The 17,694-nt window shown below is 47.3% G+C and carries 2 protein-coding genes; both read right to left on the reverse strand.

Annotated elements, in window-relative coordinates; genetic code table 11:
- Positions 1-131: 131 nt before the first annotated feature.
- On the reverse strand, positions 132-485 hold the full coding sequence (locus tag AB4133_RS08470; RefSeq protein ID WP_017060510.1) for a hypothetical protein: 354 nt from the start codon (positions 483-485) through the stop codon (positions 132-134).
- A 206-nt stretch (positions 486-691) separates the two neighbouring features.
- On the reverse strand, positions 692-17,694 hold a 17,003-nt coding region (locus AB4133_RS08475; RefSeq protein ID WP_372224211.1), incomplete at its 5' end, for a tandem-95 repeat protein.

Consider the following 17,694-nt stretch of genomic DNA (forward strand, 5'->3'; position numbering starts at 1 on the left):
TAGGGTGAGCCTCCAAGCTTGCCCTTTTTGTTTGCTGATTCGTTAGAAAAATAAAAAAATCGTAAGCACACGAACCCTAAGTCGCTAATGCCTAATGAAAAATGAAAAATGACAAATGCCACACCATTAACTTACCTTAAAGAAGTGACTCGCTCACTGCGCAAAATGAGATAATTGATATAAGTGGTTTCAAGACAATCTTGTTCCCACACTGATAAAATCCGTTTAGCCGCAAAATAATAATCTTTGTTTCTCAACAACATCCCAACGGTGCGGCTAAGCTTTTCAAATCGAACGTGATCGCTCGCAGAGATGTAGTCATCGTCACTTTCAATAATGGGCGCTAAACCATCAGCAAACCAATTATTCAATATTTCTCGCATCTCTAATTCAGACTCAGGCACATCCACACTCGACAACTCTCGATGTTGAGGCGGTGGCACTATGTACTTCGACGCTTGCGGTGAACTGACATAACGATACATGTCGTCCCTCCTGTCTAACGGACCCTTCTAATAATTAAGGACATATTTACCTGTTCTCAAGTTTATTTAGCGAAACAAAAAAATAAATAAAAAAAAGCCATGTATCAATAACTCTACATGGCTTTAATGAGGGCAACTTTACGCTGCCCTATCTGCTTGTCGGTTTAGACTAAATGTCGGTTCAGACTAAAACCAAGCCCTCTCGATTAAATCGAGCTTTGGTCGAAGTCGTTGCCTTGATCGGTTCCAGTTTGAGAATCTGAATCGAAACTTCCAGAGTCGTCCGTGAAGTCGACACCTTGGTCTTGACCTCCCGCACTTGTCCAGTCGCTGCCACCAGATTCCATACCTGCCATGTCCGGTTGCTGTTCTTGCGTAGAGCCTTGCATGGTGTATTGATCATCGACCTCAACTTCAACAGAACCGCTAGCACCGTCTATTGAGCTACCCAATTCGTCGTAACCTTGGAATTGGATCTCGCTAGTACCTTCGTAACCTTCTGGAAGTTCAACAGATACAGGCTGCTCTAAGTTGCCACTGATTGTGAAGCTACCATCACCGTTATCCAGTGCGTTACTTACAGTAGCGCCCTCAGGTAAGCCAGACATATCAGCGTAATCAACCGATTCGTTACCACTCACCTCATCTGGAATCGAGATAGAGATAGTATCGCCCGGCGCCGCAGTTACATCTGCTGCGCTGTCTTCAGTTTCAGCATCTTGAGCTTGGTCATCAGCTTGTTGAGCCACTTCCACTTGTTGCTCTTCTGTTGCTTGAGCAGCTTGGACTTGTGGTTCATCACTTTGTACTGAATCATCTTCAACTTGGATGCTTAAGCTGTGACTTGATACTTCACCGCCGTCGTTAACTTCAACATTCATCGCTAAATTGCCATCGAAGTCTTCGTTCGGCCAGTAAGTCCACTCACCTTCACCTGATTCGGCAAAGAAGCCAGCATCGTTCGCGTCTGCAACATCAACAACTTGTGCAGAATCACTGACGCCTAACTCATCCACCAGCTGTGCATCCGTGATAGTTAGTGAACCATCATCAGCTAAGGTATAACCTTCGCTCGCCGCTGCTTCATCGCCACTTTGGATATCCACATTGAAGAAGCTTTCGATGCGATTTTCGCCATCGGTCGCTATAAACCCAACTTGAACATCGCCGGTGTAGTCTTCAGCAGGAGTGAATTGATAGTTACCTTGGTTATCGCTCTCAATTACGCCCTGACCTTCCATCAAGCTTACTGACTCAATGCTCAAGCTGTCGCCTTCTGTATCGCTCAGATTCGCTAACATGTCTTCATCAGTGAACGACAAGGTGGCATCCGCTGCGATTTCCGTCGTTGTGATGCTGTTAACTTCTGGTGCTGCATTCCCTTGCGAGTCACCTTCTTTCACGACTACGCCAGTTTGCTCATCATGAAGCACGCCATCTTTATCAACTACGTACGCAATGTCTGCTTCGCCCGTGAAGCCTGGTGCTGGTGTGAACGTCCAAGTGCCATCGCCATTATCGACAATCTCACCTTGGCTGCGGTCGGCAAGATGAACCAGTTTCACTTCATCATCGCTGTCTGCATCCACATTCTCAGCCAAACCAATTAGGTCGTCCGCCGTTAGGATGATGGAATCACCCGCTACGGTTTCGAAATCACCAGAATCGATGCCATCTTCAAACGCTTCCGGCTCATCTCCGTAATCAACCGTTGTTGCGCTAACCGTTACGAAGAACTCACCATGGAAGTCTTCAGGAGGCGTCATTTGAATGTTTGAGATATCCCAGTCGAACAGGTCGATGTATTGACCCGGCTCGGTGATCATCACGGTATTCACACCATCTGTTACCTCGAATCCAACAGGGAAACCTGTCATCACCAAGTTACTTAGTGTTTCTGAATCATCGACTAGGCCAACGTTCAGTCCCAAGTGACCCGTTTCATCTTCGCCGAAGACTAATGGACCGTCATGGTCAGTTGAAATAACCGCGCCATCTGCGACAGGACGTACGTACACAGGAACATCGAGAACCGTTTCGAACTCACCGTCACTCACGACAACTTGTAGGTCAGAAACACCCGCAAAGTCGCCTGTTGGTGTGAATGTCCAAGTACCATCACCGTTGTCTGTAACTTCTCCGCCATCTTCACCGTCTGCGGTGATAATGCGAGAAACAACAAGGTCTGCGGTATCAATGTCACCGAACAAGTTCATCAAGTCGCCAGCATCGAAGGTGAACGCGCCATCTTCGTTGGTGGTCATCATTGCGTTGCCGACGTTGAATGGTGCGTCGTTAACCGGAATGACATCCACATTCAGCGAGCCATCAACCACTTCTTCACCGTCAGTCGCTTGATAACCGAGTTCTACTAAGCCATTGAAGTCTTGAGTAGTCACTAAGTGATACATGCCGTCTGGTTGCTGAGTTAAGGTCGCGTTCGCTGGAGCTCGAACTGTGATGCTCTCAATGCTGATCTCGTCGCCATCAAGGTCTGTCACTTGATCCGCGATGTAAGCCGGGTCAATCACCATGACCACATCTTCTTCGCCTTGCATCTCAATCATTGGCGCTTCAGGTGCATCATTCACTGGCGTAACATCGATGTTGCCGTCGACTGAAATTGTCTCTTGGCCATCGCTAACGTTAAACGTCATTGGCACATCGCCATTGAAGTTTTCGTTTGGTGTAAATGACCAAGTACCATCTTCGTTATCTAGCAACTCACCCAAGCTAGGGTCGATTTGTAGACCAGAAGCCGACAGCTCGTCTGCGGTGTTATCGATGTCGGTAGCTTGAGCTAACAACATGTCTTGTGTGATAAGAATGGTGCTGTCTTCGGCTGTGGTTAGTTTCACATCCTCCGACTCAGGTCCATCGTTCACGGCCAGAACTTCGATGCCTGCCGTTGTTGTAGCAGTCGCACCGTCATCATCGGTCACGACCACATCTAGGCTGATATCACCATTAAAGTTCTCGTTTGGCGTGAAGGTCACAGACCCGTTATCGTTTTGAACCAAGGTGCCGTCAGAGCCTGTGTAAGTCACACTTTCAAGCGACACTTCACCATCAACGTCAGAGCTATTAGCAATTAACTGCTCAGGGCTGATTGTAATGGTGCCATCTTCGTTCATTTGGTAAGACGTAGAACCCGCTACCGGCGCATCGTTAACATCCGTTACCGTCACACCAATATTAGCATCGACTGTCTCAGTGCCATCAGTCACTGTGAAGCCAAGGTTGACATCGCCATTGAAGTTCTCGTTCGGAGCAAAGCTATAAGTGCCGTCACCGTTGTCAGTGAACACACCCTCTGCGCCCGTGTAAGACACATCCGTGATAGAAAGGTCATCACCATCAATATCCGCAGCACCTGCTAATAGGTCAGCGTCAGTGAAGGTTAGCGTTCCATCTTCCTCAACAGTAAAGTTTTGGTCTTCTGCTGTTGGTAGGTCATTGACTGGATTAACGGTTAGGTCGACGCCAGCTTGAACAGTTTCAAGGCCATCTGACACATCGAAGCTCAAATCAATGTCACCGTTGAAATCAGCATCCGGCATGATAGTAAATGAACCATCTTCGTTCGCTGTTACAGTCGCATTGTCACCTGCAGATAGATTGCTTGCGGTTAGTGCATCACCATCAACATCCGATGCGTTAGCCAGCAACTGCTCTTGAGATAGCGTAATTGAACCATCTTCATCAACCGAGTAAGCCAGGTTTCCAGCCACTGGTGCGTCGTTAACTGCAATAACTTCAATACCAGCGGTGGTTTGAGCGGTAGCACCGTCGTCATCAATAACCGTCACATCAAGGTTGATGTCGCCGTTAAAGTTTTCGTTTGGTGCGAACGTTACCGAACCATCTTCATTTTGAACCAAGATACCGTCTGCACCTGAGTAGCTCACGCTATCAAGAGACACTTCCCCGTCCACATCGGAGCTATTAGCAATCAACTGCTCAGGGCTCAATGTGATGGTGCCATCTTCGTTCATTTGGTAAGACGTTGCGCCTGCCACAGGTGCATCGTTAACGTCTGTTACCGTTACGTCGATGTTTGCATCAACCGTCTCTGTACCATCAGATACTGAGAAGTCCAGACTTACGTCACCGTTAAAGTTCTCGTTCGGTGCAAAGGTGTAAGTGCCATCGCCATTGTCGGTGAACACACCCTCTGCGCCAGTGTAAGACACGTCGGCAACTGACAGCTCATCACCATCAATATCAGAAGCACCCGCTAGCAGTTGCTCGTCTGTAAAGGTAAGTGAACCGTCTTCTTCAATGGTGTAAGCGACATCTTCTACAACTGCGATGTCATTCACTGGATTCACAGTAAGGTCGGCCGTTGCAACAACCGTTTCAGTACCATCAGAAAGGTCGAAGCTTAGGTCAATATCGCCATTGAAGTCAGCATCTGGGGTAATGGTAAATGAACCATCATCGTTTGCCGTAACTGTAGCGTTATCACCCGCGGTTAGGTTGGCAGCGCTAAGATCATCGCCATCCACATCAGATGCTTGAGATAGCAACTGCTCTTGAGTCAGAGTAATCGAACCATCTTCATCAATGCTGTATGCCAAGTCACCCGATACTGGTGGATCATTAATTGGAAGAACATCAATACTTGCGCTGGTGGCTACTGTCGCACCGTCTTCATCTGTCACCACTACATCGAGGCTAACATCGCCATCGAAGTTTGCGTTCGGTGCAAAGCTGAATGTGCCGTTGCCGTTGTCAGTAAAGATACCGTCAGCGCCTGTGTAAGTAACACTATCAATCGCCACTTCACCTTCAATATCAGAAGAGTTCGCCAACAGTTGCTCTGCACTGATGGTGATAACTTCATCTTCGTTGACTGAGTAACTGGTTGAGCCTGCGATTGGCGGATCGTTCACCTCAAGTACAGTGATTCCCGCGGTAGTCGCTTCTGTTGCCCCTTCTTCATCGGTAACAACAACCGCTAAACTCACATCTCCATTGAAGTTCTCGTTTGGAGAGAAGGTGTAAGTGCCGTCACCGTTGTCTTCGAACACACCATCACTGCCAGTGTAAGTCACGCTATCAATCGCAACCTCACCTTCAATATCTGAAGAGTTGGCTAATAGCTGTTCGTTACTGATCGTGATTGAGTTGTCTTCATGCACAGTGTAAGACGTGCTACCCGCCACTGGTGGATCGTTCTCAGGCGTCACGCTCACATCAATGTTGGCTTGAACCGTATCCGTGCCATCTGACACATCAAAGCTGAAGTTCACATCACCATTGAAGTTCTCGTTTGGCGCAAAGCTGTAGCTTCCGTCACCATTGTCAGTAAGCACACCATCAGCACCAGTGTATGTCACACCTTCGACTGTTAGGTCGTCACCTTCAACATCCGTTGCACCCGTTAACAGGTCTGCGTCAGTGAAGTTAAGAACCCCATCTTCACCAATAGTGAATGCTTGGTCTTGTGGCTCTGGCGCATCATTGACAGGTGTTACCGTCAAGTCTAGGCCAGCCGCGACCATGTCTTCCCCATCGGTTACATCGTAACTAAATTCGATATTACCGTTGAAGTTTTCACTCGGTGTAATGGTGAAGCTGCCATCGTCGTTCATTTGAACGGTCGCATTTTCATCATTGGTAGTTAGGTTGATTGCTGATAGGTCATCACCATCAATGTCAACAGCGTGCTCTAGCAACTGCTCTTGAGTTAGCGTGATGCTGTTGTCTTCGGCTGTCACGGCACTGATATCACCATCAACTTCTGGAGCATCGTTCGCTGGCGAAATGTGAATCGTCACATCTTGTGTTGCCGTTGCGGTGGTGCCCGTATCAACATCAGTCGACGTCGCATTCACGGTTAGAACCACATCCCCATTGAAGTCACCTGAAGGGATAAACTCTAACCCTTCTAGCTCGCCTGGTTGCAATGACCATGTCCCATCACCGTTATCGATACCTGCAGAAAGCGAACTTCCCTCTGGTACATCTTCAATCAAGATAGCGAGATTTTCTGAACCATCGGTATCGGTTAACGCCGCATCAATATCCAGTGGTACTGGCGTATCTTCGGTACCAATAATTTGGTAATCCGCATCAGACACTGTGATTTCAATGTTGTCGATGCCAAACGACTCATCACTCACACCTTGGTTCAAGGTTGAACCGAAGCCTAACTCAAGTTGGCCGTCTTCAACGGGTACCGTTAGGTTGATTTGGTGTGCTTGGTCGTTCCAACCACTGAAGCCCTCACCTTGCGATACGCCGTGAACCACTTCGCCGACTTCATTTCCTTCTGAATCGTAAAGCGTTGTTGTGCCATCTTGAGTACGGAACGCAGAATTATCTAATGTCGTTAGCTCTTCGCCGCCGACAAAGATTTGGAACGACTCACCATCCCAAGAATCAATTTCGTAGAAGTTGAACGAGATATTAACTTCGCTCACATCACTTGGAATGTCGTAAGTTTTGCTGACGGCTTCATCACCGCCCGTTCCACCAATACGACCTAGCATGTCACCCGACTCGAAGCCTTGAGAGCTTTCTGTGCCTGTATTCCAACCGTTTGAGCCAGACTCGAAGTTGTCTGAAGCAATCACTAGGTCAGAAGCAATCGACAGCTCTGGCATATCAACCACAGATTGAACATCAATCGTCGCTTCTGCTGGTACTGTCGCGGTACCGTCATTCACGTCGAACGTCACATTCACATTGCCGTCGAAGTTTTCATTCGGTGCGAATGTGTAAGTGCCGTCGCCGTTATCAACCAAAGTACCGCTATCTGAAGCCACATTTTCAACCGATAGGTTATCACCATCAATGTCGCCCGCATTTTGCAGCAGTTGTTCTTCTGTGAAGGTAAAGCTGGTGTCTTCTTGAGTCACAAATTGTGGCTCACCGACTGTTGGCAGGTCATTAACTGGGTTAACCGTTAGGTCAGCCGTTGCTTGAAGCGTCGCATCGCCATCGGTAATGTCGAAGTTCAAATCAATGTCGCCATTGAAGTTAGCATCTGGCGTGATAGTGAAACTACCATCATCGTTTGCTGTAACTGTCGCATCACCACCAACGGTTAGGTTAGCCGCTGTTAAGTCATCGCCATCAACATCACTCGCTTGAGCAAGTAATTGCTCTTGGCTCAAGGTAATTGAGCCATCTTCGTCCACGCTGTACGCCAAGTCGCCCGATACCGGAGCATCGTTAACAGGCAGAACATCAATGCTTGCGTTGGTCGCTACGGTTGCGCCTTCTTGATCAGTAACGACAACATCAAGGCTTACGTCGCCATCGAAGTTAGCGTTAGGTGCGAAGCTGAATGTTCCGTCACCATTGTCGGTAAAGATACCGTCTGAACCTGTGTAGTTAACGCTATCAATCGCCACTTCACCTTCGATATCAGAAGCGTTTGCCAACAGTTGCTCTGAACTGATGGTGATAACTTCGTCCTCGTTGACTGAGTAGCTGGTTGAGCCTGCGATTGGTGGATCGTTCACCTCAAGTACAGTAATACCCGCGGTGGTCGCTTCAGTTGCGCCCTCTTCATCAGTTACGACAACATCAAGGCTAACTTCGCCGTTGAAGTTTTCGTTTGGTGAGAAGGTGTAAGTACCGTCACCGTTGTCTTCAAAGACACCGTCAGCGCCAGTGTAAGTCACGCTATCGACTGCCACATCACCTTCAATGTCAGAAGAGTTAGCAAGTAACTGTTCGTCACTGATGGTAATTGAGTTGTCTTCATGAACGGTGTAAGACGTGCTACCTGCAACCGGTGGATCGTTCTCTGGTGTCACGCTGACATCAATGTTGGCTTGAACTGTATCCGTGCCATCTGACACATCAAAACTGAAGTTCACATCACCATTGAAGTTTTCGTTTGGCGCAAAGCTGTAGCTTCCATCGCCATTATCAGTAAGAACACCATCCGCACCTGTGTAAGTAACGCCTTCAACCGACAGGTCATCCCCATCAATGTCAGTCGCACCTGTCAGCAAGTCTTCATCAGTGAAGTTCAAGATGCCGTCTTCGCCGATGCTGAACGTTTGATCTTGTGGTTGTGGAAGGTCATTGACTGGGTTAACGGTTAGGTCAGCCGTCGCAACCAGCGTATCTGTACCATCGCTAATGTCAAACGTTAGGTCAATGTCACCATTGAAGTTCGCATCTGGCGTAACGGTAAAGCTGCCGTCATCGTTAGCAACAACCGTCGCGTCTCCATCAACAATCAAGTTAGAAACAGTAAGGTCGTCGCCATCTACATCACTCGCTTGAGAAAGAAGCTGCTCTTGGCTCAAGGTAATCGAACCGTCTTCCTCAACACTGTATGCAAGGTCGCCTGATACTGGTACATCGTTGATTGGTAATACATCAACCGTAATAAACGTATCAACTTGAGCGCCGTCTTCATCTTGAATGGTTACATCCAATTGAACTTGGCCGTTGAAGTTTTCATTCGGAGCGAAGCTACATGTACCGTCACCATTGATTGAGAAGATACCGTCTGGGCCATCGTAGTTGATCTCAACAAGCTCAACATCACCTTCAATATCAGAAGCGTTCAACAGAACTTGAGACTCATTGAAAGTCAGTACTGAATCTTCATCGATGGTGTATGACGTAGGGCCAGCAACTGGCGGATCGTTCACCTCAAGGACAGTAATACCCGCCGTTGTTGCTTCAGTCGCTCCATCTTCATCCGTCACGACAACATCTAGGCTAACTTCGCCATTAAAGTTCTCGTTTGGCGAGAAGGTGTATGTACCGTCACCGTTGATTTCCAGAACACCGTCGCTACCACTGTAAGTCACGTTATCAATTGCGACTTCGCCTTCGATATCCGAAGAGTTCGCTAGCAGTTGTTCGTTGCTGATTGTAATAGAGTTGTCTTCATGAACCGTGTAAGACGTACTACCCGCAACCGGAGGATCATTCTCTGGCGTCACGCTCACATCAATGTTAGCGGTTACCGTATCGGTTCCATCTGATACATTGAACGAGAAGTTCACATCGCCATTGAAGTTTTCGTTTGGCGCGAAGCTGTATGTGCCATCGCCATTGTCGGTTAGGACACCGTCTGTGCCAGTGTACGTTACACCTTCAACACTTAGGTCGTCCCCTTCAATGTCCGTCGCACCTGTTAATAGGTCTTGGTCATTGAACGTTAACACGCCATCTTCGCCGACTGTGAATGTCTGGTCTTGTGCTTCTGGACCATCGTTCACTGGTGAAACCGTTAGCTCTAGGTTGGTAGAGACAACATCATCACCATCAGACACATCAAACGTAAAGTTAACATCGCCATTGAAATCAGCTTCTGGCGTTAATGTGTACGTTCCATCACCGTTATCGGTAATCGTAACGCTCTCATCATCGGTTGCTAAATTCAGAGCCGTCAACTGATCGCCATCTAAATCACGCGCATTAGCCAATAAGTCTTCTTGCGTAATGATGATTGAACCATCTTCTTCAACCGTTGCAGAAACCGGAAGTGCTTCAGGTGCGTGCTCAATGTGCGCGCCTGTCGCGTTAATGTAGATGGTTTGAGATACCGTTTCAGAATCATCATTCGATAACTCTGTCGCAGTTGCGGTTACATGAACTTCAAGCTGCTCATTGAAGTCTTCTGGTAACTGGATTTGTAACGCATTTTCGATAGCCGTTGTTGGTAAGTTCACCGTACCATCAGGGCCAACCGTTACTTCACCGCTGTAGATTTGGCTGTTCACTTCACCGACATCGATTGTGAAGTTGAAGTCAGAATAGTCAGCATCACCGCCGCCATACAAATCTTCAAATCCGTAAACCAGCTCGCCGTCTTCATTAACCGTAGTACGAGTATGTTCGATACCATCTTGGTTTAGCTGAGAGCTTGAACCACCATGGAAGATCGCGTCACCATTTTGGCCTTGAATCACTGTCTCGGTTCCATCAGCAGCCACAAAGACAAGTTGAGGATCAACCGTATCCATGTTCGCAGGCGAACCATCCTCAGCACGGAACTCGTACTGACCGTCTTGCATCGCATCAAAGTCGTTGTGCTGATGTCCGTTTGGAATTAAGAACAGGTTAAAGCTTTCGCCTTCCTCGACTTGGAAGCTGAATTGATCTTGCCCTGGAACAAGGTCGCCGCCACCACCAACTTGTGATGCGTTTTCGTAAACAACTTCAACACCTGTGATGTTGCCGTCTTCGTCTACTTTGTAGTAACCCGCAGCGTTTTGGTAGCCAGCCGTCTCACCTTCAAACGTTACTGTGATTTCAGTGTCGTTGTAACTGGTGATACCGTTCTCTTGGTCATTCAGCACGCCTTCGTTATCGTATTGAATAACCGAACCTTCTGGCACACCATCTACTGTAACAGTGAGTGTTTCAGACAAGTCTTGGTCGACAAGTGCCGCAGCAATGTTCAGTTCAACAATACCGCCTGGCTCAACCAAAATCGCCTGGTCGTCGACGTTAACACCATCACCATCCGTGATAACTAAGTCAGGCGCATCAGCAACTGCTTCAATGTGAACATTAATGTCTTGTTCAACTTCATCCGTACCGTCTGTCACAGTAAAGCTGAACTGCAGATCACCACTGAAGTGCTCTTCAGGAACGAAGCTGAACGTGCCATCGCCGTTGTCGGTGACTGTGCCTTCATCACCAGAGTAATTGATGCTGGTAACGCTTAGGTCGTCGCCATCAATATCAATTGCAGCACTCAATAGATCTTCTTGAGTGAACAGGATGCTGCCATCCTCTTCGATGTGGTACATTCCTGGAGCAACAATTGGAATGTCATTCACCGGATTAACGGTCAATGTCATATCATTAGACGTGCTCAGCTCACCGTCGCTCACCTCATAAGTGAATGCAATATCGCCATTGAAGTTCTCTGAAGGTGTCACTGTGTACGTGCCATCACCATTGTCTACAATGCTGGCATTTGGATCGTTAGTTTCAAGCGCGCTTGCAAATAACTCATCGCCATCTTGGTCGCTCGCGTTCTCCAACAACATTTCTTGTGTAACGAGGATTGAACCATCTTCGTCGACATCTGCCACCATTGGCGTCGCTTCTGGCGCATCGTTGACGAACTCAACTTTTAGGTCGATGTTTGCGGCAACTACATCAGTGCCATCGCTCACATCAAACGCTAAGTCAACGTTACCGAAGAAGCCCTGCTCTGGTGTTAATGTGTATGTTCCATCGCCATTGTCTGTGACTTCTACCGTGTCGCTTGCACTCGTCACATTCACAACTGACAGTTCGTCGCCTTCAATGTCTGTCGCTTGTGCTAATAGTTCAGCTTCGGTAATGGTAATCGCTTGACCGTCTTCCGTAGTGAAAGACATGTCAGGCACATCTGGAGCATCGTTGATAGGGTTTACGGTTAGGTTGAGGTCAGCCGCAACAGTTTCGATCGCGTCAGTGACATCATAAGTAAACTCAATCTCACCAAAGAAATCTGCACTTGGTGTAATAGTGAAGCTACCGTCTGGGTTTTCTACAACAACCGCATTTGGATCGTTGGTCGCTAAGTTAACGGCTTCAAGGTTGTCGCCATCGACATCCGTCGCATTCGCTAACAGATCCTCTTGAGTGATAGTGATTGAACCATCTTCATCAACAGCGGCTTCAATTGGACCACCAACCTCTGGGCCTTCATTGACAATTTCAACGTCAACTCTTGCTGTACTTGGTGCGCTTGCTTGGCCATCACTGATATCGAAAGTCAGATTCACTTCACCGTAGAAGTCTTCTGCAGGTTCGAAGGTAAAGGTATTATCACCGTTATCCGTTAACGTACCTTGCGTTTGGTCTGCAAGTAATAGGTTTTCGACATGAAGAATGTCGCCATCAACATCGGTAGCACCAGACAATAGGTCTTTCGCTTCGATGATCATGGAGCCGTTTTCAAGCATTTGGGTGTGCAATGGTTCACCCGGAACCGGCACATCATTGACTGGTACGACCGTTAGGTCTAGATGCGTTGCAACTTCATCAGTTCCATCAAACACCTTGTAGTCGATGTCGATTTCACCATTGAAGTTTTCATTCGGCATGAAGGTAAACGTACCATCGCCGTTATCAACTAGCTCACCGTTATCACCACCGTAAGTGATGTCAGAAATAGACAGCGTATCGCCTTCCACATCTGTGGTGTTCGCTAGCAAGTCATCTGCACTGAACGTGATACCTTCATCTTCATCTGTCGATAGAACAATCGGGCCAGAAACGATTGGCGCATCATTTACTGATTCGAAATTGATATTGATGATATTGCTGTCTGTCAGCTCACCATCGGTAACTTGGTAACCAAGTTCGATTTCACCATGGAAGTTTTCATCCGGTGTTACCGTCCAAGTGCCATCACCATTATCGGTGAGTGTTGCATGCTCTGAGTTTTCACCCACTAGCTCTAGATTTTCAATATCAAGGTCGTCGCCATCAATATCAGATGCTTGCGCCAGTAGTTGCTCTTCGGTAATCACAACCGAAGCAAACTGGGCAGAACCATCGGTATCGACAGTAATATTCGGAAGATCAGCCGTTAACTCGATTTCGTTGTCACCCGCATGGATATTCAACTCAACCGTTTCAGTAATCTCTGAGCCATCTACACCAATCGATGTAAACACCGCTTCATCATGACAAGTTTGTGACACTGTCATGTTTTGAACGACGTAAGTACCATTACCTTGCACGGTACCGAGCTCAAAGTAGGACACTGGTTGATCAACCGTTAGCGTGTAATCTGTCTCGAAAGTACCACGGTCTTCTTTGTGGTAAGTCATCGAGTCAATTAGGTCGCCATCCTCATTGAACGCTTTGATTTCTACTTCTGTAAAGTGACGAGACTCTTCCATGAACCAGCCACCCAAACCATCTAGGTGGAAACTGATTTCATTGATGTCTTGACCTTCAACTGAAACCGTCAGTTTCTCATCACCACTTAAGCCTTGGCGGTCAGTATCACCGATACCATGACCAATGTGGGTGTTGCCATTCCAGGCACCAAGAGGGTCATCGTTACTTTGAACAGTTACCGTTAAGTCACCATCTGAGAACTCACGCGTATAAGGGTCAACTTCTGTACCCCAATCATCCACACTCGCGTTATCGTCAAACGTACCGATTTGTGTGGTGTGTGTACCTTCAGCAAGAGCATCTTCACTTGGAACAAAGCGCACTTCGGTATCTGCAGGAACTTCTTGTCCTACTTCCAGTACCACCCATTCGTCATTCACATTTGCTTCAATGATGCCGTTTTCTGGCGCTTGGTCTAAACGTAGTGCTGGTTCTTCACGAAGTGTCACACCAACTGTTTGGTCTTCTTGCGCTTGGATGAAGATTTCATCGCCCGCTTCTGGCGCATCGTTGACAGGGTTAACCGTCAAGTCGAGTGTCGTCAGAACTTCATTCTCACCATCACTGATGCTGTATGTGAAGTCCAACTCGCCATTGAAGTTTTCTGTGTGCGTAATAGTGAATGAACCATCGTCATTAGTAACAATTGTCGCATCTGGATCGTTGGTTTGTAGGTTAGATGCCGTTAACTCATCACCTTCAACATCGGTCGCATTAGCGAGTAACTGCTCTTGAGTAATGGTGATTGAATTATCTTCATCGACTTCAGCCTGAATGCCCGAAGTTTCAGGTCCGTCATTCACAGCGATAACATCGATGCCAGCGGTTGTGGTTGCGGTTGCACCGTCTTCGTCAACGACAACAACGTCTAGTGAAATATCACCATCGAAGTTTTCATTTGGCGTAAAGGTGTAAGTACCATTGCCATTATCAACAAATGAGCCGTCATCACCGAAGTACGATACTCCAGACAGTGAAACATCGCCTTCTACATCGGAAGAGTTTGCCAATAGTTGCTCATCACTGATCGTGATTTGGCCATCTTCTTGGACTGTGTAAGATGTCGAGCCCGCTACCGGTGGATCATTCTCAGGCGTTACGCTGACATCAATAACAGCTGATGTTGAATCAGTACCGTCAGAGACATCGAATGAGAATTGAACATCACCATTGAAGTTCTCGTTTGGAGCAAAGCTATATGTGCCGTCGCCATTATCGCTAAGAACACCATCTGCACCTGTGTAGAGTACGTTTTCAATCGACAGTTCATCACCATCAATATCCGACGCACCTACAAGCAGGTCAGCATCGGTGAAGAGTAACGTACCGTCTTCTTCAATCGTGAACTGTTGATCTTGCGCTTGTGGCAAGTCATTAACCGGATTCACGGTAATGTCTAGGCCAACTTGAACTGAACCACCATCGTTATCGATGATATCGAAGTTCAGATCTAGGTCACCGTTGTAATCTGCGTTCGGTGTGATGGTGTAGCTGCCATCATCATTGTGTTGGATGGTCGCATTTTCATCAGTAGATAGATTGATAGCTTCTAAGTTATCGCTATCGATATCACCTGCTCTTGCTAGCAATTGCTCTTGGCTTAGCGTGATGGAGCTATCTTCATTGATGGTGTAAGCCAAATCGCCCGATACTGGCGCATCATTGATTGGCAATACATCAACGTTAATGTGTGTTTCAACCGTTGCGCCATCTTCATCTTGAATGGTCACACCCAGTTGAACCTGACCATTGAAGTTTTCGTTGGGTGCAAAGCTGCATGTACCATCACCATTTACAGTGAAGATACCGTCAGAGCCATCGTAGTTAATGCCAACAAGTTCTACATCTCCTTCGACATCCGAAGCATTCACAAGAATCTGAGATTCACTGAACGTCAGAACCGAATCTTCGTCAATGGTGTATGACGTTGGACCCGCAACTGGTGGATCGTTCACTTCAAGAACGGTAATACCTGCTGTGGTTTCATCAATTGCACCTTCTTCATCTGCAACAATCACATCAAGGCTGATATCACCGCTGAAGTTTTCATTAGGAAGGAAGGTATAGCTGCCATCGCCGTTATCTTGGAACACACCATCAGTGCCACTGTAAGTCACAGTATCAACCGACACCGCACCTTCAATATCCGAAGAGTTAGCTAGCAACTGTTCATCAGAAATTGTGATGGCATTGTCTTCATTGACCATGTATGAGGTTGAACCCGCAACTGGCGGATCGTTCTCAGGAGTCACACTCACATCAATGTTAGCGCTGACTGTTTCTGTGCCATCAGACACATCGAAACTGAAGTTCACATCGCCATTGAAGTTCTCGTTTGGCGCAAAGGTATAAGTACCATCACCGTGGTCGGTCAGTACGCCATCACCACCTGTATAGCTAATACCTTCAACGGTTAAGTCGTCGCCATCAATATCGGTGGCACCGGTAAGTAAGTCGGCGTCTGTAAATTGAAGCGTACCGTCTTCTGCGATACTGAATTGTTGGTCTTGAGGAACCGGCAAGTCATTAACTGGGTTAACAGTAAGATCGGCGGTTGCTTGAACCGTGTCAGTACCGTCAGTGATGTTGAATTGAATATCAATGTCACCATTGAAGTTCGCATCTGGTGTGATAGTGAAACTGCCGTCATCGTTAGCTACAACCGTCGCATCACCACCAACTGTTAAGTCACTTGCGGTTAGATCTTCGCCTTCTACATCGGACGCTTGAGACAACAGCTGATCTTGGCTCAGTGTGATTGAACCATCTTCGTTAACGTTGTAAGCCAAATCACCAGACACTGGCGCATCATTGATTGGTAATACGTCAACATTGATGACGGTTTCCACTTCTGCACCATCTTCATCACTAATGGTGACATCAAGCTGAACTTGGCCATTAAAGTTCTCATTTGGAGCGAAGCTGCAAGTGCCGTCACCATTTACTGAGAAGATACCCTCAGGGCCATCGTAGCTAATACCAACAAGCTCAACATCCCCTTCTACATCTGAGGCGTTAAGCAACACTTGAGACTCACTGAAGGTAAGTACTGAGTCTTCATCAATGGTGTAAGACGTAGGGCCTGCAACCGGCGGATCGTTCACTTCAAGAACATTGATGCCCGCGGTCGTTGAGTCGGTCGCACCATCTTCATCAGCAACAACCACATCCAGTGCAATTTCACCGCTGAAGTTCTCATTTGGCGAGAAGGTGTAAGTGCCGTTACCATTGATTTCGAGGACACCGTCGCTACCAGAGTAAGTCACGCTGTCTATCGATACATCACCTTCAATATCTGAAGATGTTGCCAATAGTTGTGCATCAGAAATGGTAATCGAATTATCTTCATTCACCGTGTAGGACGTTGAGCCCGCAACAGGCGGATCGTTCTCAGGAGTCACGCTAACATCAATGTTTGCAGACACGGTATCGGTACCGTCTGACACATCGAAGCTAAAGCTCACATCACCATTGAAGTTTTCGTTTGGAGCAAAGCTATATGATCCCTCACCCAAGTCAGTCAGTACGCCATCAGTGCCTTCATAAGTGATGCCCTCAACCGTCAGGTTATCACCTTCAACGTCTGTCGCGCCTGTAAGCAGATCCGCGTCTGTGAACTGTAAAGTACCGTCTTCTGCAATACTGAACTGTTGATCTTGAGGTACTGGTAGGTCGTTTACTGGGTTAACCGTTAGGTCAGCCGATGCTTGAACGGTATTGGTGCCATCAGAGATATCGAAACTGATATCGATGTCACCGTTGAAGTTCTCATCTGGCGTGATGGTGAAGCTGCCGTCATCATTAGCTACAACCGTCGCATCTCCACCAACCGTTAGGCCGCTAGCAGTAAGGTCATCGCCTTCAACATCAGATGCTTGTGATAACAGTTGCTCTTGGCTTAGACGAATCGAACCGTCTTCGTCGATTGAGTACGCTAGGTCGCCTGACACAGGTGCATCATCAACTGCCGTAACGCTCACATCGATGTTTGCAGAGACTGTATCGGTGCCGTCTGATACATCAAAGCCAAAGTTTACGTCACCATTGAAGTTCTCATTCGGAGCAAAGGTGTACGTACCATTACCGTTATCAGCAAGAATACCGTCGCCACCATCGTAGGTCACACCTTCAACTGTAAGGTTGTCACCTTCGATGTCTGTAGCACCTGTTAACAGGTCTGCATCGGTGAAGATGAGCGTGCCATCTTCTTCAACGCTGAACTGTTGATCTTGAGGGACTGGCAGGTCGTTAACTGGGTTAACCGTTAGGTCAGCTGATGCTTGAACCGTATTGGTGCCATCAGAGATATCGAAACTGATATCGATGTCACCATTGAAGTTCTCATCTGGCGTAATCGTGAAACTGCCATCATCGT

Source organism: Vibrio sp. 10N.286.52.F8 (assembly GCF_041468745.1).
Lineage (GTDB): Bacteria > Pseudomonadota > Gammaproteobacteria > Enterobacterales > Vibrionaceae > Vibrio > Vibrio crassostreae_C.

What these genes read in the sequence shown, in the direction of transcription:
- AB4133_RS08470 (WP_017060510.1), bottom strand. Translation starts at nt 485, where the DNA reads ATGTATCGTTATGTCAGTTCACCGCAAGCGTCGAAGTACATAGTGCCA.